Here is a 22245-nt window from a genome sequence, read left to right on the forward strand (position 1 = left end):
AAAAAATAATAGAAAGAACGAAAATACAAAAAAAGAGAAGCCTTCCGACTTCTCTTTTTTATCTACTTTTAATAAAAAATAATCGTAAAGATTATCCCTCGCAGGTTGCGCAGTCTTTCTTTTGTTTAAATTTTTGCGCTGCATTCATACTGTGTTGGTAATACATCGATTTTACACCTAACTTCCAAGCTGTAATATAGACATCATTTACCTCTTTAATTGGCATGTCTGGGTGCACCATTATATTTATAGATTGCCCTTGATCTATGTGATTTTGTCTATTTGCCGCCTGGTATACAATTACCTTTTGATCTATTTCTGAGTAGGTTTTAAACACCTCTTTCTCTGCATCTGTTAAGATTGCTAAATGCTGCACAGAACCGTCGTTGTCTCGAATACTTTTCCAAACATCTGAAGTGCTTTCACCTTTATCTTCTAATAACTTTTCTAAAACAGGATTCCGAATGGTTGTTTTTATCTTCGCTATATCTTTTACATAAATATTAGACCATATTGGTTCTATACCCTGTGATACTTGTCCTAGAATAAATGCAGATGACGTTGTTGGTGCAATCGCATTTAAGGTTGTATTGCGTCTTCCATACCCTTTTAGAACTGCTGGTTCCCCATACAATGTTGCCATTTCTTCTGACGCTTTGTATGATTTTTCTTTAATCACCTTAAAGATCTCTGTATTTAAATCATAGGCCTCTTGACTATCAAAAGCAAGCATTTTAGACTGTAACAGTGAATGCCAACCAAGAGCTCCTAAACCGAGTGCTCTATTGTCTTTTGCAAAATTGTATGCTTTTTCCATAAAACGAAACGTAAATTGATCGTCTCTTTTCGAGGAATCTTTATATACCTCTAACTTTGTAATGAATTCTTCCATTACTGCATCTAAAAAGTAAGCAAGTGTTTCTACTGCATCTGTATCTTTCCACTCTTCATAATGCACCAAATTAATCGAAGACAAACAGCATACAAAAGACCAATCGTCATTAGAAGGTAACATTATCTCTGTACACAAGTTACTTGCATAGATCTCATGGTTCTTGTCTTTATAGACATCTACCGTTCCGTTGTTTGCATTGTCTCTAAAAAGAATATATGGATATCCAATCTCTCCTCTTCTCTGTAATATTTTTGCCCAAATACTTCTCTTTTCTACATCACCAGCAATCATTTCTTCCATCCATTGGTCACTTACAGTGACACCGTGGGTTAATTCTTGGATTGGATTTCCTTCTGTTCCTATCTCTAAAAACTCTTTAATATCTGGATGATCTACTGGCAAATATGGAGAAAAACGTCCACGTCTTACAGAACCCTGACTCACAACATCTACCATTTTTTCAAACAACTGCATGATATGAACAGATCCAGATGAAGAACCGTTATTTTTAACATCTGCACCTCTCTTACGCAATTTACCAAAGTAACCAGAAGTACCACCTCCTAATTTAGACATCATACCAACTTCTGACTGCGAATATAAAATATCTCCCATGTCATCTGCCACGTGCGAACCAAAACAACTAATAGGCAGACCTCTTTTCTTTCCAAAATTAGACCAAACTGGTGATGATAACGAGTAATAACCCGCTGCCATATACTTATAAAATTTATCCGAAAAACCCTTCATTTTTAGAATACCTTCTGCATTATCTGCGATCTCGCGTATTCTTTCTTCTGGCGTTGTCTTCCCCGTCAAATAACCCGACTCTAAAAATTTACGACTATTTTCTGTCAGCCAACTGATTTCTGGTTCCTTTGTTTTTTCTAAAATTTCTTTTCTAGCGCTATTATTTGCTTGAATTAATTTTTCGTGCTCGGTAAGATCGGTGGTCTTTAGTTCGTTTGGATTCATAATTTAAAATAAGTCGTCGCTGGTTATACTCTTCGTTCTTTTGCTATAGTTGATGGATCTTTTTACGAAAAAATCTCCGTGTTTAGTTCCTATAATTTCGTCGTCAAACCAATCTGTTTGGGCTAATAAAGTTGCATCGATTTCAAATATTTTTGCAATTCCTATACTTCCTAACGATTTGTTAAATCTATTTTTTATAAATTCTTTGATTACATTTTTAGGCAAAAAGTCCAATTCTCCTTTTTCAAAAATCCAATCAATTATTTTGCTCTCAGAAATAAATGCTTCTTCACACATTTCTTGAACCATTAAACTATGGTCTTCGTCAAACCAGTCTGGATTTTCCTCTTTGATTATTTTAATAATATCGATACCGAAATCTCCATGTATCTGCTCTTCCTTTGAAGTCGCCTCTACCACGTTCGAAATTCCTTTTAAGACATTTTTATGCTTATTAAAAGCCATGATAATCAAAAACTGAGAAAACAAAGAGACATGCTCGATAAAGAGAGAAAATAGAATTATAGATTCCGAAAATTCTTTGTTGTCTTCACTTTTAACATTTTTTAAAGCACCTTCTAAATAATTCACCCGTCGCATCATAACAGGATTCTTCTTTAAGTTTTCGAACTCGTTGTTCAACCCTAAGATCTCTAACAAATGAGAGTATGCATCATGATGACGCACTTCACTTTCTGCAAACGTAGAACCTACTGCACCGATTTCTGGCTTGGGCATTTTTTTATAAATATCTCCCCAGAAAGTTTTAACCGCTACCTCTATTTGAGAAATTGCAAGCATTGTATTTTTAATGGCACTTTTCTCTGTTTCAGAAAGATATGCCTTAAAATCCTGAATGTCACTCGTGTAATTAAACTCTGTGTGAATCCAATAGGAGTGTCTAATCGCATCTACATATTCCGTTAAAGCGGGATAATCGTACGGCTTTAGATTTAACCTTTTTTCGAACACATTTCTTTTTCTAATTCTTGCCTGCTCATTTCTATACAAAATATAAGCTTTTGCAACATCTTGAAAAGGGCTGTCCATTAATTTATACTCGACAATATCTTGCACTTGCTCTACTGTAGGGATATAATCTGGTTCGCTGCGTTTTCTTTCTAGTAATGTTTCATTCACACTTTCAGAAATTGCTATAGCGTCGCTTTTGTTTCCATTCTCAACAGATAACATTGCTTTTTGAATTGCTTTTGTAATTTTATCTAATTCAAAAAGGCTAATTAAAGCGTCTCTTTTTATAATTTGTGTAATTTTCACGGGAATTTGGTGTTTTTAGTAGTTAATAGATTGTTGGAATCAACCCTTACAAAGGTTGCCTTTTTTGTACCAAATCGAAAGTCATAGTTATTCACAAAATGCGGGAAGTTTTTAACAATTTGCTGGATTTTGCGGATATCGCAAACAAACTTCAGTTTTTCAAACACTTGAAATACAACGTTTTAAAAAGTAAAAAACACCTAAGTTCCTACTACTGTTGATATTCTCAAAAAGAACTTTTAAAATTAATTTTTACTCAAAAAATAAAATACGTGTAATCCACTGTAGTAAAATTCAAAATTTATTTTTTAAAAAACAGGCTTTATTTAGAATTTTTAAACATAAGGATAGGTTGTATATATTGTATTCGCGAGGCTATTTTTGAAGTATCTTTGTAAAAAGATTTTTTGATGAAAAATAGATTTCCAAGAATAGTACAAATCACTATTATTTCTGTTTATTTAATATTTTTAGCCGGTGCTATTGTAAGAATGACTGGGTCTGGAATGGGCTGTCCTGATTGGCCCAAATGTTTTGGTTACTACATCCCCCCGACATCCGAAGATCAAATAACGTGGAAGCCAAATACTGCTTATAAAGAAGGTTTGATTATTATAAAAGAAGAAGTTTTATTTGTTGCTAAGCGCGATTTAAAAACGGAAACAAACTTCAATACAAAAAACTGGTCTGAATACACAAAACACGATTACAATACCTTCAATAAATACCATACCTGGACAGAATACATCAACCGTTTAATCTCTGTATTGGCTGGATTTGTGTTTTTATTTTTAATTTATGGTGCTTTTAAACTCCGAAAAACAGACAAAAGAATCCCACTACTAGCATTCGGAGCTTTCTTTTTAATGCTGTTTGAAGCGTGGTTGGGAAAAACGGTTGTAGACACCAACTTAACTCCTGCCATTATTACGGTGCACATGATTGTTGGTTTAGTCATTATTGGACTCTTATTATGGCTTAAATTTATTGTGTCTAAGTCTAAAAAAATATTTACATACAATTCTTTATTTAGTAAATTATTGCTTGTTTCTGTGCTTTTTTCATTGGTACAAATTGCGATGGGAACGCAAGTGCGTCAATTTATAGATGAACAAGTAAAATTGTTTGGTTTCGAGAACAAAAACCACAGTCTAATGAACCCAAGTTTTAAATTCTACTTTCACAGGTCATTTACCATTGCAATTGTCCTGGTAAACTTCGGAATGTTTTATTTAAATCAATTAAAAAACTTAGGATACACGCTTATAAATTGGGTTGTCTTTTTAATTTTCTTAGAAGCAATTACAGGTATCTTAATGTATTACGCAGACATCCCAATTGGAACACAAGCTGTCCATTTGCTTGCAGGCGCACTTTTATTTGGACTGCAATTTTACTTGTGGTTACAAAATCGCTATGCAAAATAGTACACTTAAAACCTTGCCTGTTGGTTAATTACTCCTTCAGGTAGGGTCTGTTTAAATGCATTCAGCAAACAACAAATAAACTACGGATGTGCGTTAACCCAAACTTCCCCGTCAGCGAAATATTCTTTTTTCCAGATAGGTACAGTTTCTTTTAACGTATCAATTGCAAATTCGCAGGCCTCAAAAGCCGCTTTCCTATGTTTAGAAGACACGGCGATAATCACGGGAACCTCCCCAATCTGAAGCGTTCCTTCTGCATGGTGAATTGCAATTTTATGAATAGCAAACTTCTCTAAAGCAAGCGATGCAATCTTTTCCATTTCTTTAATTGCCATTGCCTTATAAGAAGAAAATGCCAACTGATATACTTCTTTGCCCTCAGTATCATTTCGAACCGTTCCTATAAAGATAGAAATACCTCCACAAGAGGCATCTGTCACAAAGTTACGACATTCGTTCACATCTAATTTTTTAGATCGTATTTTTATAGAAGTTCTCTTCATTGTTGCACAAAAATAGGAAAACAAATTTGTATTTTTACAGTGTGTGTTAAGACAGAAAATAAATCGGTTTTAATTCTAGAAAACACGAAAACTTTTCACATTTATAATTTTAAAATAATACATGAAAAATATCTTTAGGGTTGTTGGTTTTTTAGAGGGAGTTTCTTACCTATTATTAATGAGTTTGGGCCTGTATTATAAATATGCTTTGAATGATCCAAGTTTTGTTAAGGGACTGGGAATGCCTCATGGTGTCTTATTTATGTTGTATCTCGTTTTGGCAGTAGTCCTAAAAAAAGAAATGCAGTGGAACTTTAAGACTCTGGGAATTGTATGCCTTGCTTCTGTGATCCCTTTTGGCACTTTCTATGTAGACAAGAAGTACTTGAAGTAAAAGACGGATAACACCCTTAAAACGCGTAGCATGCTTTACTTTACGCTACTTTCCCTTTAAAAGAAAAAGGAAGACTTAACCGCCACTAACTGGGGGAATCAAAGCAACCACATCATTTTCCTTTAACAATAAAGAATCAAGAGCATACGCTTCATTTACCGCAAATGCATACGAATTACACTCTTTTAACTGCGGGTATTTTTCTTCTAACACCCGCTTTAAATAAGCCACAGAAGCCAATCCTTCCAGCGCTATTTCTAACTGGCGAACCCCCATTAAATCTGAAGTAATTCCAAAAAAAAGTAGTTTCAGTTTCATTGCTCGAAGTTAATTAAACAAACTGACTCTAAATAAAAAACCTTCTTTTTTAATTCCCCCAAAATTAGAACGAACATAGTCTATCCTTAGCAAACGCCACTTTCCAATTCCAATATTACCCAACCCAACAGCATACTCCGTATATGGATTTTTATCGGCCATCAGAAGCGTTTTCACGCCTCCTATTAAGTGAAAATTTAATTTATTTACAAGAGGTATTCTGCCTAAAATAGCACCCTTGAAATTATGATCCACGTGCGCCTCTGCATATTTATCATTCGTATAAAATTTGTAATAAGGCAACAGACCAAAATTATTCAATTGTGCATCCGTTACAAAAGTCAATTGATTCCCTTTGGCCTGTAAATTATCCATAAACGCAATATCCTTTTTCTTTAAAAACAACCCACCCCGAATATGGTATGCTAAATCACCATATGTACCTGTCTTAATTTCTTGTCTAATATTTGTAATTAGCACATCAGACTGCAGTCCTTTTCGCGAAGCTGCAAATGTTTTTCTGTAATTTAGGCTTAAAGAAGGATACTTTTCACTTCCTAAATTCGACTTCCTATCGGGATAAGACAGGAACTTTTGCCCAAAAACAAAGCGTGTCTCAATATTAAAAATAGCTATTTTGTGTGCGGAAAAAGGAGCATTCACGACATCTGAAGAGGCTAAAGGATTGTTGGAAGTGTACGCTTCATTTCCACGTTGCTTGGCAAAAGAGTACGCATTCGTATTAAAAAGAGGCTTCCTTTCTGCGTATTCTAAACTTGATGAAAAATAAATACCATTTTTTATTTCTTCTGAATACCTGATTTCAGCAAACTGCTTTTCATAAATTTTTAAATAATTTTGTCTTAATACAAGAGAGCGTATTGAATTGTCGAGCGTAGATATAGGAACCCTTCTATTGAATTGAACTGCTGCGATTCCTCCAGAGATTGTCATGCTAGGTCTCGAAAGATTGTCCCACTTTTTGCTGTATGTAAAAATTGGACGCATCTTTTTATCAGAAAAACCATAATTTGCCTTTACACTAGCACTCCACCACTTTCCCTTCTTATTTAAAGACTTGAAATACCGAAAACCGGCAGTGGCATTCAACCCCTGAACCGTGTTGAATGCTGTCTGAAACAAGGGTCCGTTATATGAAAATGACCAATCTTCAAAAGAGTTTCTATAGGTATATCCTGTTACTGGATCCAACCAACCAAAAGAATTCGATTTCGTATCTAAAGAATCTAAATATTTTTTTGACTTTCTAATTGTTTGAAGATTGTCTTTAATTTTATAATCCGCCGTCTCCGCATCTGTCAAAGGAACAGGTCTTAATTTATTCCAAAAAACCGTATCTTTTTTTGTTGCCTCTTTTTCAAAAGACAAGACTTCGTTTGTGAACGTATCTTCCGTAAAATTAGGTGTAAAGTTATAGTCCGAGTATGTATACGAAAAACGTCCATTTGGCTTAAATCCAAAAATAGAAATATCAAAATCAATGGTTTGATTGATTAAAACCCATCCGTCTATTTCTTTCGAATAGTTATACCCTTGCTTTAACTGTAGCGAATTTATTATTGGTATGTTTACTTGCGCACCAGTAGCCGTAACATCGGCACCATACAAAGCCCAATCGTCTTCTACAATATAAATAAAACCGTCAAAAACGCGGTCTGCCTTTCTCTTTGGAATTAATTTTATTTTATTGATTAACTTTCCGTTGGTGTCATAAAATGTACCCACCAATTTGTAACGATAGTAACTGAACGCGTTTGTCGCAATTGGTGAAATTAAATCATTAAAAACTGGCAAACTGTTTTCATATAGGTCTATGTTAGAGTCTTGTGCTCTATTGAAACTAATACCATTATCGCTACCCGAAACCTTAGATGCTGTAATTTTCTCTTTAAATTTACTTGGATTTTTTTGAAAAGAGATTTTAGAAAAAGTTTCTGATAAGTAAATAATTCCACTTCTCGTAGAATCTAAACCACCGCCAAAATCGCCCAAAGTTTGGCCAAGAAAACTTTCTGGTGCCTCTTTAATACGCGTCAATCCTCTGGAATAAAATTTTGCGGTATACTTCGCATATGCATCTGTATTCTTCTCTTTGTTTTTAATTACATTTCTAATAATGCTATTTGCAGGATTGTCCTTTGTGGAGATCACAATTTCCTCTAAGCCTATATTTTCTTCAGTTAGCACCACATCTAATTCAAACGGAAAAGAGGTAATCTGTAGCTCTTTTTTTAAAGTGGTGTAGCCTATAATTTGAAAGATTAAAGTATAATTACCCGGTTTTTCTAACTTTAGAATATAATCTCCATTATCATTTGTAGTCGTTCCCGTGACTGTTTTACTTAAATAAACACTCACAAAAGAAAGGGGAACTCCTTTTTCATTCGTTACATTTCCCGCTACCTGCGCATTCATCGCAAAGACAAAAAAGAAGAGAAGGATCGCTGTGATTTTTTTCATGAATAATTTTTTATAGTAGACGCAAATTTAAGGGTTTTGTTACGCGGCGCATCTCATTTATGCAAAACTAAAAATAATATAACCTTAATTTTTAGGAGTAATACAACAGTCATTTTCAATATTACAAAAAAGAAAAGAGATCGTTAAGCAATTGTTATAAATTTAATCGCTGTAATTTTTAAAGATTTGAGATACTATAAAACATCCACAAAAGAAGCGCAAGCAATACTCTTAAAAACTTATCCCTTTATTCAAAACGTCGTATATTAAAGCCTTTAAAAAGGAATCCATTTTATTTTTGTTGGAAAATTTTTGATTGATTTCCAGCTCAATACCCAAGTAGTTTTTAGGGAACTGTTTTCGTAAATGGGTTGTAAAACCGTCTGATTTGCCCAAATAAGGATTGTTATAACGAACATTCAATGCAGCATTCACAGAAAGAATCTCTCTTTTTAATCGCCTAGAAAACTCTTTTTCTTGCTCTTTTCTACTATCATATAACAAGCCGATATCACAATTTCTTTTTACCTCATTTAAAATTGGTGTAAAAGAATGCACCGCAATATGAAGTACCCGTTCGTTCCTGTCAACAACTGTTTTAATGGCAGTTTCTATCGCATTTCTATAAGTCTGATAGCTCTTAATTAAAGATTCTTTTTCTTTTAAAGGAAGTTCTTTAGAAAATTTAGAAAATAAGTTCTTGTGATGTAAAGATCTGTTTAACTCAATTAACAAGCGACTTTCGACACTGAAAAAAGAAGTATATGACAAGGGTTTTAGTGCATTAAAAACATCTAACGCTCCTAGATCATACCCTTTGTGTGAGTTTAATACTGCTTGATTGTTTTTAAATAAATATTGGTATTTTACAGGAACTTCATTTCCTCCGTGCTCGCAAGACAAGATTAGTTTCATCCCTTAAAAAGGCTATTGAATTCTAAACAAGCGGCTAATTTTTGATACACTGCTAAAATGTTTTTCTCAGAAAAATCACTGTTTAATGCATTTATTATCCGCGTTGCCAAGGTGCCATTTTGTAAAATACACTCTAAAGCTTCATAATGTGAAGGGTTTATATTCGGTTTTGCAAGCGCATATAAATGTATCCAAATAGTGCTAACGGTCACTTTTTCTGAGATCCCGAAAAGACTTAAATACTCTAAATTAGAAACCATGCTTGTTTCGCCCTCTTTTATTGCATTGTTTAAAATCGGAAACAGCGCTGCATTTGTCCATTTCTTTTGATCAGAAATCGGCGCTAAATTGCCATTCACCAACAATTTTAAAACTTCGATAATGAAAACACAGATAGCGATGTCTGCTTTTGGAGATTCTTGAATGTCTATCAATCTTATTTCTATGGCACTTCTGTCAAAACGAGCAATTGCGCCTCTAGAATTTAAAAAATGGTGCTCTAAAATATGTTCGGTATCAAAAGGCTTTATGGCCTTGTTTATAGGATCAAAAATAGTGCTGTAATAGTCCTTTTTAGAAAAAACATTTTCGGGAATAATCATCCCTGCCATTTCTGGAATCTCTTTTTGATTGGTTTTATAATACTCTAAACGCGTGTCTTTAAATCCTGTATTTTTTCCTTCTAATATTGGAGAACTTGCACACAAACCCGGAATTAAAGGCAAGATAATTCGCACGGCTGCATGTAGTTTTTCAAACTCCTCGTCGTCAAAAAATGGCAAGTTAAGATGTGTACTTTGCACGTTACTCCAACCGTGGCCTTTACAGTCAAAAATTTTATTGTACAACGCATACACATCACTATAACTATGTTTCCATAATAAAGTATCTGTGAGAGGATTCATTAATGGATGCGCAGCTGTAGGTACTAATTGCGAATTTAAAGATTTTAAAATGGTATTTATTTCTTTAATATTTTTGTGAAATAGTGCGGGTAAATTATCTAACTTTTTAGTGGGTCCATTTGTTTTTAATTCTATTACATGGGCAACTAACTCGTTGCTCCAAGCAATTTCTCCATTGTCGACATCGCTTGTTAATTTGCCGTTTTTTCGTGTCAAAAGAAGGTCTACAATTGGCGCAACTTTTAAGGAGCGACTGTCGGTAAGCATGTATTCTAACTCGATGCCGTACACTTCAAATAAATGATATTTTTTAGCCATTTTATTGCACTCTTATTTTTAATGCGGTAAGGATTTTTTTATAAACCAAATCTCCGTAATACAAATCTTCTACACCAAAATCTATGTTTGGATTGTCATTAATTTCTATAACCATGGGGCTATTATGCACCACTTTTATATCGATCCCATACAAACCTTTGCCCATTATCTTAGCCGATTTTAGGGCCATATTCAGTACTTTTTTTGGCACTTTTTCTATCGGCAAACAATCTGCATCTCCATCTTGGTCATTTTTCTTTTTTGCCTTCCAATTGTAAATTTGCCAATGTCCTTTAGCCATATAGTATTTGCAAGCATAGAAAATTTCATTGTCTATAATACCGATGCGCCAATCGTAATCTGATGCGCAAAACTCTTGTGCAATAATCAACTCAGATTCCTTGAGCATTTCATTTACTAATTTGCTGTACTCTTCTGCTGTTTCTGCTTTTTTCACTCCAAAAGAAAAAGTAGAATCTGGCGCTTTTAACACACAAGGCAAGCCTATCTCTTTTAAAACATTCAACTTATTTTCTTTGTAAACAATTAAAGTTTTTGGGGTCGGTATGTGTGCATTATTTAAAGCTTCTGCCATAAAAACTTTGTTACAACACTTTAAAATAGCGTCTGGATAGTCTATAATTGCAATGCCTTCCTGTTGTGCTTTTCTAGCAAAGGCATAGGCTTCATTGTGCACTTCTGTACTTTGGCGAATGAACAAGGCATCAAAAGAAGTAAGTCTGCTTAAATCTTTGGGACCAATAATTTCTGCATAAATATTCATTTTTTCCGCAATTTCAATGAATTTTTTTAACGCTTTCAAATTGCTTGGCGGCGCAGCATCATTGGGATTTACTAAGATTGCCAAATCGAAATCTGTCTTTATTAGCTTCGGCGTATCATACCTCTTTTTTGCAAAATACTGATTTGCAAACTCATAAATGCATGCCAAATGTTCGTTTGGTATTTCAGCTTCTGAAATTGCTTTTATACTTTCTATGTTCCATTTGGTATGAAATGAAAATTGAACGCGCAAAAAAGGAACTTGGAAATGTTTGTAAAAAAGACCACTTATTTCTTTGTATTTCTGGGCAATATTTTGCCCGAAATAAATGCTCAGAACAAATTCTCTTGTCTTAATATTTTTTAAACTTTGCTGCAGTACATCTTCAAAATCATCAGAAATAAATTTTACTAATTTTAAATTTTTTAAATCTACTAAATTTTTAATTGTAGGAATTGCCAAATGCCCTCTTGCCTCAGCTAAAAGAGAAACATAATATCCTTTTGTTTGATAGCTATAATCTTTACATAAATTAAAGATTCTCGCTTTTTTTATGAGCGAAAACCTGGGATCTGTGAGGTACTCTTGAGCAGAAATTACCGTGCTATTTTCTATGGAAAAATTCCATTTTTCTGGCTGATTAACAACAATATACTTATTCATTAATATTTTTAATAGATAGAAATTATGATTTCAAAAATATTCTATTTTCTTTTCTCTTTTACAAATTGATAAAAATATTTTGGTGTTATTTTTTTGATGCATCTGACTTCTTAGACAACCTCTTTTTCAATTCAAATACAGACCATTTCTTCTCTAAGATGCACATTGACAAACACCATAAAAGAAAGATGCAAAAGATTCGTTTTATATCTCTTAAAAGATTCTCTTTCTTCGTTTTCTCTTCCTTTGAAATCCTTATATTTGTCAGTTATACTAAACAATTCATTTATGAACGATTCAAGAAAAAGGCATGAGGCTTTATTGTATCATGCCAAACCAAAACCAGGAAAAATTGCGGTTGTTCCTACAAAAAAATATGCAACCCAGCACGATTTAGCTTTAGCGTACTCTCCAGGAGTTGCTGAGCCTTGTTTAGAAATAGCAAGAGACAGAAATAACGTATACAAGTATACCGCTAAAGGAAACTTAGTGGCAGTAATTACAAATGGAACTGCGGTTTTAGGTTTGGGAAATATTGGTCCTGAAGCGTCAAAGCCCGTAATGGAAGGAAAAGGATTGCTTTTTAAAATATTTGCAGATATCGATGTTTTTGATATTGAAATAGACGCCACAGATATAGAACTCTTCATTCAAACCGTAAAAGCAATTGCACCTACTTTTGGAGGGATAAATTTAGAGGACATTAAAGCTCCTGAAGCTTTTGAAATTGAAAGACGCTTAAAGGAAGAATTAGACATTCCTGTCATGCATGATGACCAACACGGAACTGCAATTATATCTGCTGCAGCCCTAAAGAATGCAATTGATATTACCGAAAAAGATATTCGCAAAGTAAAAATTGTTGTGAATGGGGCAGGTGCTGCCGCAATTTCCTGCACTCGATTATACCTAAAATTAGGTGTACAAAGAGAAAATGTAGTCATGTGTGATAGCAAAGGTGTTATTCGAAAAGACAGAGGAGACTTAACTTCACAAAAAGAAGAGTTTGCAACCGACAGAGATTTACAAACCTTAGAGGAAGCGATGCACGATGCTGATATTTTTATAGGCTTGTCTAAGGGAAATATTGTAACCCCTGCTATGCTCTTATCTATGGCAAAAGACCCCATTGTTTTCGCAATGGCAAACCCTGTGCCTGAAATAGAATATGACATTGCGGTGGCAACGAGAAAGGATATTATCATGGCAACAGGAAGATCTGACCATCCTAACCAAGTAAATAATGTACTTGGATTTCCGTTTATTTTTAGAGGTGCTTTGGATGTAAGAGCGACCAAAATTAATGAAGAAATGAAGATGGCAGCCGTTCATGCTTTGGCAAACCTGGCTAAAAAATCAGTCCCCGAGCAAGTGAACATTGTGTATGACGAAGTTAGTTTAACTTATGGAAGGGAGTATATCATTCCTAAACCATTTGATCCAAGATTAATTTATGAAATACCACCCGCAATTGCAAAAGCTGCAATGGAATCTGGTGTTGCTTTAGAGCCAATTACAGATTGGGAAAAGTACAAAGAAGAACTAATGGAAAGATCTGGCTCAGGAAGCAAAGAGGTGCGCCTTTTGCACAACAGAGCAAAAAGCAATCCAAAACGCGTTGTTTTTGCAGAAGCAGACCATTTAGATGTGCTAAAAGCAGCTCAAAGGGTGCATGAAGAAAAACTAGGAACTGTAATTTTATTAGGTAGAAAAGATGTAATTCTTGAGTTAAAAGAAGAAATAGGTTTTACCGATAATGTAACGATTATAGATCCAAAAACAGACGAAGAAAAAGAAAGAAGAAACCGTTTTGCAGAAGCATATTGGAAAAACAGACAACGCAAAGGACGCACGTTTTCAGAAGCAAAGAAACTCATGCGAGAGCGAAACTATTTTGCTGCCATGATGGTCAATGAGGGCGAGGCAGATGCCCTAATCACGGGGTACTCGCGACCCTACCCAACAGTTGTGAAACCAATGCTAGAACTTATTGAAAAAGACAAAGATGTTTCCAAAATTGCTGCCTGTAATTTAATGCTTACCAAACAAGGTCCTTTATTTTTGGCAGATACTACGATTAATGAAAATCCAACAGCGAAAGAGTTGGCAAAAATTGCCCAAATGACAGGAAAATTTGTAAATATGTTCGGTATGACACCAAACATTGCCATGCTTTCTTATTCTAACTTCGGTTCTTCAAACTCAGAAACTTCTAAGAAAATAAGAGAAGCTGTTGCGTATACCCATCGTCATTTTCCAAACACAGTTATTGATGGAGAGATACAAGCAGACTTTGCTCTAAACCCTGAAATGTTAGCAAAAGAATTTCCTTTTTCTAAGCTGAACGGAAAGAAAGTCAATGTTTTAATTTTCCCAAACTTAGAATCTGCAAATATCACTTATAAATTATTGAAGCAAGTAGAAGGAGCAGAATCTATTGGACCTGTAATTTTAGGTTTTAACAAACCAGTGCACATTCTTCAATTAGGAGCTAGTGTAGACGAAATGGTAAATATGGCTGCTTTGGCAGTTGTAGATGCACAGCAAAAAGAAAAAAGAAACAAGAAATAAAAGCAGTACTTTAGAAATCTGAAAATATTTTTATGATCACACAAGTTCGCGGAAGATTAGTAGAAAAAAACCCAACGGAAGTTGTTGTAGACTGTAACGGTGTCGGTTATTTATTGCATATTTCTTTAAATACGTATGCAGCTCTCCCAGCAGACGAAAATGTTGTTTTATACACACATTTGTCTGTTCGGGAAGATGCGCACACGTTGTTTGGCTTTATCAACAAAACGGAACGGGCAATTTTTAAATTTTTAATCTCCGTTTCCGGCGTTGGTCCTAGTATTGCTAGAACCATGTTGTCTTCAATGACTGCAGAAGAAATTCAACAGGCAATTGCATCAGAAAATGTTGCGCTAATACAATCTGTAAAAGGTATTGGTGCAAAAACAGCACAAAGAGTAATTGTAGATTTAAAAGATAAAATAGTAAAAACTTTTGATCTTGACGAAGTTTCTATGAGCCCAAGCAATACAAACAAAGGGGAAGCGTTATCTGCTTTAGAAGTATTAGGTTTTCAAAGAAAACAATCCGACAAATTGGTCGCAACCATTGTTAAGGAATACCCAAATGCAACTATAGAGCAAATCATAAAATTAGCTTTAAAAAGTTTATAATCTATTGGGTTCATTTGTTAAGCATTTTATTTTATTTCTCACCCTTACCTTCGGAGTAAACCTTACCATCTGCGCTCAAAACACTGTAATAAATGATTCCGTAAAAGCTGTAATAGATTCTACAGGAATGCGTTATAACTTTAAAAACACGCAAAAAGGGGGCTTATTTTTAGATGATCTTGCCAAAAAAGAAGTTGTCTTTGACAAATTGTTAAACAAGTACGTAATCGTGGAGAAAATAGGAAATTATGCCACCCGTATCCCTATTTATTTATCTCCAAGAGACTATCAAAAATATCGTTTAAAAAGGGACATGTTGCACTACTTTAAAGAAAAAGTAAGTGCTGCGGACGGAAAGAAAGAAGGAGCAAAAGAAGCTCAGAAAGACTTGTTGCCTACCTACTACGTAAACAATAAATTTTTTGAAACTATTTTTGGTGGAACAGAGGTAAAAGTGACACCCACGGGAAGCTTAAACCTAAAACTTGGGTTTATCTATCAAAATACTGACAATCCTCAAATTTCCGAAAAAAATAGAAGTAATGTTACCTTTGATTTTGATCAGCAAATAAACGCAAGTATTCGAGCGCAAATAGGGACGCGTTTAGATTTTACTGCAAATTACGATACACAGGCTTCTTTCGATTTCCAAAATCTAATAAAAATTGGATTTGAACCCAATGAAGATGATATTTTGCAAGGTTTTGAAGCGGGTAACATATCCATGCCAATAAAAAATTCTTTGATTACGGGAGCACAAAGTTTGTTTGGTGTAAAAGCAGATTTACAGTTTGGAAATACGAAAGTTACCACTGTCTTTTCTCAAAAAAATTCTGAATCCAAAACAGTTGTAGCGGAAGGAGGTGCTTCCATACAATCTTTTGAACTGAGAACCACAGATTATGACAATGACAGGCACTTTTTCTTAGCACAATACTTTATTGATACCTATGCCAACGCACTCAAAAATTACCCTTTAATTAACAGCCCAATAAATATTACGAGAGTAGAAGTTTGGATCACCAATAGAAACGCAAGTACAGAAGATTTTAGAAGTATTGTTGCCTTTGCAGATATTGGAGAATCTAAGTCTAATGTTTTGGTAGACCCTAATGGACTGGTTTTAGACCCTAGTATTCTGCAGGCTCAGGTTTCAGGAAATAATCTACCTTTTAATGGTGCAAACAGAATAGGTACTGACATCATTCCCTCTGGCGATATTCGAGCTGAGTCTTTTCGAGATGTCGCGTATGTAGCTAGGAAGCTGCAGCCTTATGCGATGCAAAACGGAACGAATTATTCTGTCTTAGAAAATGCTAGAAAATTAGAAGTAAATGAATATCACTTAAATTCTCAATTGGGTTTTATCTCTTTAAATAGAAGATTAAACGATGGAGAGGTTTTGGCAGTAGCCTACGAATATACCGTTGCAGGCACTGTAACAGGAAGTACTAAAAACTCCTTTAAAGTTGGAGAGTTCTCTAATGATGGTATTCAGGCTCCTGACAATTTAGCCGTAAAGTTGCTGCGTTCAGAAATCTTACAAACAAAGAGAACAAATACCAATACAGGTGAAGACGAGTCTTTTCCAACATGGCGTTTAATGATGAAAAACGTGTATGCCTTGGGAGCCTTTCCACTTACGCAAGACGGTTTTAGATTTGAAGTTCAATACAGAGACGATCAAACCGGAATTCCTTCCAATGTGTTACAAAACGCACAAACTACTGGCATTTCTAACTTGCCTTTGCTGCAAATTTTAAAATTAGATCAATTAGACCAAAGTCAGTTTAGAAGTGCTGATGGCTTTTTTGATTATATAGAAGGTGTTACTGTAAACTCTGAAAACGGATTTATCTTTTTCCCTGAACCCGAGCCTTTTGGAAATGGTTTAGAAGGTACTTTAACGGCTCCTTCTGATGCTAGTTTCTTATTTAAAGAACTGTATTTAAACACAAAAATTAACATTAAAAATAACTTCCAAAATAAAGACAAATACTTTCTAAAAGGGTATTTCAAATCTGAGAATTCTGGTGGTATTCCTATTGGTGCCTTTAACGTACCAAGAGGATCTGTTCGCGTTTCTTCTGGAGGAAGACAGCTGGTAGAAGGCGTAGATTACGTTGTAGATTATCAATTAGGAAGAGTGCAGATTATAGACCCAGGCCTACAAGCCTCTGGAGCTCCAATTAATGTCTCTACAGAAAATAATGCTGTTTTCAATCAACAAAGAAAAACGTTCTTCGGCGTAGATATTGAACACACCTTTTCAGAAAATTTTATAGTTGGTGCTACGTACTTAAATATTGAAGAAAGGCCTTTGACGCCAAAAGTTAACTTTGGAGCTGAGCCCATAGACAACACCATGATCGGTTTTAATTTTGATTATTCTTCAGAAATTCCGTTTTTCACAAAGTTAGCAAATAAGCTGCCTTTTGTAGACACAGATGCCGCCTCTAACTTGTCTATAAGAGGAGACCTAGCGTATTTAATTCCTGGCACACCCAGCGGTATTGATGTTGCCGGTAGCGCTACTTCGTACATAGATGATTTTGAGGCCTCTCAAATACCGATAAGTATCTTATCTGCATTGGACTGGTATGAGGCAAGTACTCCGAAATATTTCCTAAATTTAAACGGAGAAAAAGAGGATTTATCCTACAATTATAAAAGAGGAAAGTTAGCCTGGTATAGCATAGATCAACTTTTTTATGGTCTTGGAAATACACCTTCAAACATAAATGCAGACCAACTTTCTAGAGCTGAAACAAGACAAATTAATTACCGTGAACTATTTCCAAATCTGCAATTAGATATTACTCAGAACTCTTTAGTAAGAACTTTAGATTTGGCTTTTTTCCCGCAAGAAAGAGGATCTTATAATTATGACCCAGCCGCAATTATTCAAGGTGATGAAGTTCGCTTGCAAAATCCTGAAACAAGATGGGGAGGAGTGATGCGTGCGTTAACAACCAACAACTTTGACCAAGCAAATGTGGAATACATGCAGTTTTGGATTATGGATCCCTATCAAAATTACTCGATAACCACCGAAGAAGGGCTGCCCCAGGATGTCGACCCCACAAATTTAATGAACCAAGTTGGAGATTTATACATCAACTTAGGAAATATCTCTGAAGATATTTTAAAAGACAACCGAAAAATGTATGAAAATGGTCTGCCAGAAGACGGTTTAAAAATTAAAGATAATAATATAAACCAAACTATTTGGGGAGATATTCCGAAGAACCCTTCTATTATTTATGCTTTTAATGAAGAAGACGATGCTCGTATAAATCAAGATATTGGTTTTGACGGCTTAAATGATGCCGAAGAAAAAAATTTGGATGGTATTGGACCGTTTGCCGCTTTAAAGGATCCTGCTGCAGATAACTTTCAATTCTTTCGAGGAGCTGCTTTAGATGACATAGACGCATCCATTATAAAAAGATATAAAGACTTTAATAATCCACAAGGAAACTCGCCAACTTTAAATCAATCAACAGAGTCTTTTCCCACTTCCTCCTCAACATACCCAGACACTGAAGACATCAACAGAGACCAAACCATGAATACTGTAGAGAGTTATTATCAGTATAAAATCTCGATGAACCAAGCAGACTTAGCGAAAGGCACTGGTTATGTTGTTGACGAAAAAACAACGACTACAACTCTTAAAAACGGAAACACACAGCAGACAAAATGGTATCAATTTAGGGTTCCTATACGCAGTGGAACCTCTTTCCCTAAAGACAGCATTTCTGATTTTAACAGCATTTCTGATTTTAACAGTATTCGTTTTATTAGAATGTTTTTAACTAATTTCAAAATGCCTGTTGTAATTCGTTTTGGTGCATTAGACTTGGTTCGAGGAGATTGGAGACGCTATGTAAGAACGCTAGATTCGGAGCCAAACTCAGACAGAGAGTTAAATCAAAAGGAATTAAATGCTTTTGAAGTTGGGGTTGTAAGTATTGAACAAAATGAGGGAAGCTACACGCAACCCCCCGGAATTCAAAGAGAGCGCTTGCAAGGAAGTACCACTGTGCAATTGCAAAATGAACAATCTGTAACTTTAAAAACACATCTCTTAAAACCGTCGGAAGTAAGAGCTATTTATAAAAACATTAGTGTAGACTTGAGACGTTTTAAACAATTAAAGATGTTTATGCACTTGCAAGAAATTCAAGGAGAAGGTACTTTAGCTGACGGAGACATGTCTGCAATCATAAGACTCGGAACTGATTTAAACGAAAATTTTTATCAGATTGAAATTCCGTTAACCGTTACTAAAACAGGTACAACTGCCTTAGATATTTGGCCAGAAGCAAATAATTTAAATGCTTTCTTGGAAGCTTTTGGTAAAGTGAAATTAGAAAGAAACACCATTAATTATTCTGTCGCCAAAATATATACCTCTCAAATACAAGACAACAATGTCCCATACAGCATCAGTGTAAAAGGGAATCCTACGCTGGCGCAATTAAGAACTATTATGTTGGGTATTAAAAACACCTCTTTGTCTGCAAAAAGTGGAGAAATCTGGTTTAATGAATTACGCGCTGCCAACTTTGACAACAAAGGTGGTTGGGCAGGAGTTATAAATGCAGATGCAAATTTGGCAGATGTTGCAAATATCTCACTAGCAGGAAGTATGTCTACCATAGGCTTTGGAAATGTTGGAGATCGCATAAATCAACGAAGTTTGGATGAAACAAAACAATATGACATTGCAACTACGATCCATTTAGGCAAAGTCTTAACTCCACAAAAATGGGGAATACAATTGCCTATGAGCTATAGTATTGGAGAAAAATTTATAGATCCAAAATTTGATCCCCAATACCAAGATGTTATTTTAAAAGATGCTTTAGAACAAAATCCCAACAGTGAGTTTTCTCGAGATTACACCAAAAGAACGAGTATTAGTTTTATGAATGTCAAGAAGAATAGAAACCCGAATTCATCGAAAAAAACGGCCTTCTATGACGTTGAAAACATTTCTCTTTCCTATGCTCAAAACCAAGAACTCCACAGAGATTACAACATCAAAAAATATGTCCGTGAAAACGTAACTACTAGCGCAACTTATAATTATAACTTTCCAGGAAAATTTATAGAACCCTTTAAAAATATCTCTTTTTTACAAAGCAAATATTTACAACTTTTTAAAGATTTTAATTTCAACCCTGTTCCCTCTTCGATTGCTGTAAATTCTAGAATAAATAGAAACTTTACAGAACAGCAGTCTCGAAACTTAGTGCCTGGCTTGTCAGACCAACCTGCATTAAAACAGCATAGATTTTTATTTGACTGGGATTACACCATTGGATTTAATCTCACAAAAGCGCTACAATTTAATTTTAATGCAACCAATAGTGCTATTTATGACACCTTTGATACTGAGGACGACATTCAAATCTTCGATGAATTTTTTAATATGGGAAGAGCCAACCATTATCATCAAAAATTAAACGGTACCTATCAGTTGCCTATTAATAAAATTCCTTTTCTAAGTTTTATAACAGCAGATTACGGCTATACGGCAGACTTCGATTGGCAAGCTGCTGCACAAAGTACCATCGATGTTAACGGAATAGATGTTGCCTATGTTGATTTAGTAGGTAATGTTATTCAAAATGCAAATACTCAAAATTTAAATGGAACGTTCAATTTTGATAAATTATACAAAAGCTTAGGCTTCGAAAAATGGGCACGAACTCAAAGAAGAGCTATCCCAAGTCAAAGGGGTTCTCTAAAGCCACTAGATAGCCTCGCTGAAAAACCAAAAAAAGCGAGAAAAAAATACAAAAGAGTGCCATACCTAGGTAAAAAAACACCCCTTGCTAAGACCCTTTTAAAGGGTATGTACACGGTCATCACCGCTATAAAGCAAGGAAAAATAAGTTATTCAGAAAATAATGGTCAATTTTTACCAGGCTACACAGAAGATATCGGGTTTTTTGGAGGTGCTCCAACTTCTTTTGCTTTTGGTAGTCAAGTAGATATTAGAAATAACGCCTTGCAAAATGGCTGGTTGGTTGGTCCAAGAGATCCTGATAACAGTGAATATTACAATAAAACATACCGACAAACCAAGTATAACAAATTGGATTATACCTTTACATTAAGGCCTTTTAAATATTTAAATATTGACGTTAGAGGAAATAAAATTCAAACAAGCGATCTCTCTCAACAATTAGACGTACTTGCAGACGGCACTGCTCTTGGCGCTTTAGATTTTAGCGCTCCTGCCTTCGAAACTGGAAACTTTAGTGCCAGTCACTCGATGATTGCCACTGCCTTTAAAGACGGTGATGCACTCTTTCAAACCATGCGCGACTATAGGGGTGTGATTGCAAATAGACTAGCACAGGAGACAGGAGCTCCTATCGCAGGTTTTGGAAGCAACAGTCAACAAGTTTTGTTACCCGCATTTCTAGCGGCATATTCAGGATCTAATCCAGAAAATATAAATACTGGATTGTTCAAAAATATTCCGATTCCGAATTGGACGCTTCGCTATACTGGATTGATGCAACTGGGATTCTTTAAAGAAAACTTTAGTAATTTTATTGTATCCCATGGTTATAAATCGTCATATACCATCTCTAGTTTTACCAACAACTTACAATACAACAATGAAAACCCTTATTCTATAACGAATGCATCTAATAATTACGAGCCACAACTTCTCGTTTCATCAGTTACCTTAGTAGATGAATTTTCTCCTTTAATAAAAGTTGATATGAAAATGAGAAATTCATTTTCTCTAAGAGGGGAGATTAAGAGCGACAGAACACTTACAATGAATTTCAATAATAGTACCTTGACAGATATCAAAGGAATAGAATATATTGCAGGGCTCGGGTATGTAATTAAAGATGTGAAAATAGATACTCGTTTTACTGGAAAGAAAGTAAGCTTAAAAGGTGATATCATTTTAAGAGCCGATGTATCCTTAAGAGATAATTTAACACAAATTAGGGCTGTTGACGAAGATAATAACCAAATAAGTGGTGGACAAAGGTTATTTTCTATTAAATTTACAGCAGATTATAGACTGAGTAATAGTTTAACAGCATCTTTCTATTACAACCATCAAACATCTAAGTATGCTATATCCACCACATTTCCAAGACAAGCGATCAATGGAGGATTTAACATTATTTATAATTTAGGAGGCAATTAAATAAGTAACATC

General features: G+C 34.9%; 13 protein-coding genes. 5 read left to right on the plus strand and 8 right to left on the minus strand.

The genetic code is table 11. The features are described from left to right. Positions 1 to 91: 91 nt before the first annotated feature. Both PI23P_RS03155 and PI23P_RS03160 read right to left on the minus strand, forming a co-directional pair. Complete coding sequence (locus PI23P_RS03155) at positions 92 to 1870, minus strand: ribonucleoside-diphosphate reductase subunit alpha (RefSeq protein WP_004569284.1); 1779 nt, start codon at positions 1868 to 1870, stop codon at positions 92 to 94. A 3-nt stretch (positions 1871 to 1873) separates the two neighbouring features. Further along, positions 1874 to 3148 carry a ribonucleotide-diphosphate reductase subunit beta gene (locus PI23P_RS03160; protein ID WP_004569285.1) on the minus strand — a complete coding sequence of 425 codons (1275 nt, stop codon included), beginning with the start codon at positions 3146 to 3148 and terminating at the stop codon, positions 1874 to 1876. A gap of 410 nt (positions 3149 to 3558) precedes the next feature. Here PI23P_RS03160 and PI23P_RS03165 point away from each other — a divergent pair, with 410 nt between their 5' ends. Next, positions 3559 to 4575 (plus strand): COX15/CtaA family protein, encoded by a 1017-nt coding sequence (locus PI23P_RS03165; protein WP_004569286.1) that lies wholly within the window; start codon positions 3559 to 3561, stop codon positions 4573 to 4575. Positions 4576 to 4655: 80 nt separating this feature from the next. Here PI23P_RS03165 and PI23P_RS03170 read toward each other — a convergent pair whose 3' ends face one another. Then, the gene (locus PI23P_RS03170) at positions 4656 to 5078 is read right to left on the minus strand and encodes a molybdenum cofactor biosynthesis protein MoaE (protein WP_004569287.1); all 423 of its coding nucleotides are present in this window, start codon (positions 5076 to 5078) and stop codon (positions 4656 to 4658) included. Positions 5079 to 5199: 121 nt separating this feature from the next. On the opposite strand from PI23P_RS03170, the gene PI23P_RS03175 reads away from it, so the two are divergent. Further along, a complete protein-coding gene (locus PI23P_RS03175; RefSeq protein WP_004569288.1) occupies positions 5200 to 5472 on the plus strand; it encodes a DUF3817 domain-containing protein in 273 nt (90 codons plus the stop codon). Between the two features lie 75 nt (positions 5473 to 5547). On the opposite strand, the gene PI23P_RS03180 is transcribed toward PI23P_RS03175, so the two are convergent. The 5 genes from PI23P_RS03180 to PI23P_RS03200 all read right to left on the minus strand — a co-directional run bounded on the left by PI23P_RS03180 (position 5548) and on the right by PI23P_RS03200 (position 11856). Continuing rightward, entirely contained in the window at positions 5548 to 5790 is a 243-nt protein-coding gene (locus tag PI23P_RS03180) for a MoaD/ThiS family protein (RefSeq protein ID WP_004569289.1), read from the minus strand. A gap of 9 nt (positions 5791 to 5799) precedes the next feature. Further along, complete coding sequence (locus tag PI23P_RS03185; protein WP_004569290.1) at positions 5800 to 8271, minus strand: DUF5686 and carboxypeptidase regulatory-like domain-containing protein; 2472 nt, start codon at positions 8269 to 8271, stop codon at positions 5800 to 5802. A 231-nt stretch (positions 8272 to 8502) separates the two neighbouring features. Further along, a complete protein-coding gene (locus PI23P_RS03190; RefSeq protein WP_004569291.1) occupies positions 8503 to 9186 on the minus strand; it encodes an N-formylglutamate amidohydrolase in 684 nt (227 codons plus the stop codon). Beyond that, positions 9183 to 10409 (minus strand): glutamate-cysteine ligase family protein, encoded by a 1227-nt coding sequence (locus tag PI23P_RS03195; protein WP_004569292.1) that lies wholly within the window; start codon positions 10407 to 10409, stop codon positions 9183 to 9185. The genes PI23P_RS03190 and PI23P_RS03195 overlap by 4 nt, the downstream gene beginning before the upstream one ends. A 1-nt stretch (position 10410) precedes the next feature. Continuing rightward, positions 10411 to 11856 carry a RimK family alpha-L-glutamate ligase gene (locus PI23P_RS03200; RefSeq protein ID WP_004569293.1) on the minus strand — a complete coding sequence of 482 codons (1446 nt, stop codon included), beginning with the start codon at positions 11854 to 11856 and terminating at the stop codon, positions 10411 to 10413. A gap of 288 nt (positions 11857 to 12144) precedes the next feature. On the opposite strand from PI23P_RS03200, the gene PI23P_RS03205 reads away from it, so the two are divergent. Genes PI23P_RS03205 through sov form a run of 3 tightly spaced genes read left to right on the plus strand, consistent with a single transcriptional unit; the run spans position 12145 to position 22233 of the window. Then, positions 12145 to 14427 carry an NADP-dependent malic enzyme gene (locus PI23P_RS03205; RefSeq protein ID WP_004569294.1) on the plus strand — a complete coding sequence of 761 codons (2283 nt, stop codon included), beginning with the start codon at positions 12145 to 12147 and terminating at the stop codon, positions 14425 to 14427. Positions 14428 to 14459: 32 nt separating this feature from the next. Next, on the plus strand, positions 14460 to 15041 hold the full coding sequence (ruvA, locus tag PI23P_RS03210; protein WP_004569295.1) for a Holliday junction branch migration protein RuvA: 582 nt from the start codon (positions 14460 to 14462) through the stop codon (positions 15039 to 15041). A 4-nt stretch (positions 15042 to 15045) separates the two neighbouring features. Beyond that, positions 15046 to 22233 (plus strand): T9SS outer membrane translocon Sov/SprA, encoded by a 7188-nt coding sequence (gene sov / locus PI23P_RS03215; protein ID WP_004569296.1) that lies wholly within the window; start codon positions 15046 to 15048, stop codon positions 22231 to 22233. Positions 22234 to 22245: the final 12 nt, after the last annotated feature.

Source organism: Polaribacter irgensii 23-P, from assembly GCF_000153225.1.
In the GTDB taxonomy this organism is placed as follows: Bacteria; Bacteroidota; Bacteroidia; order Flavobacteriales; family Flavobacteriaceae; genus Polaribacter; species Polaribacter irgensii.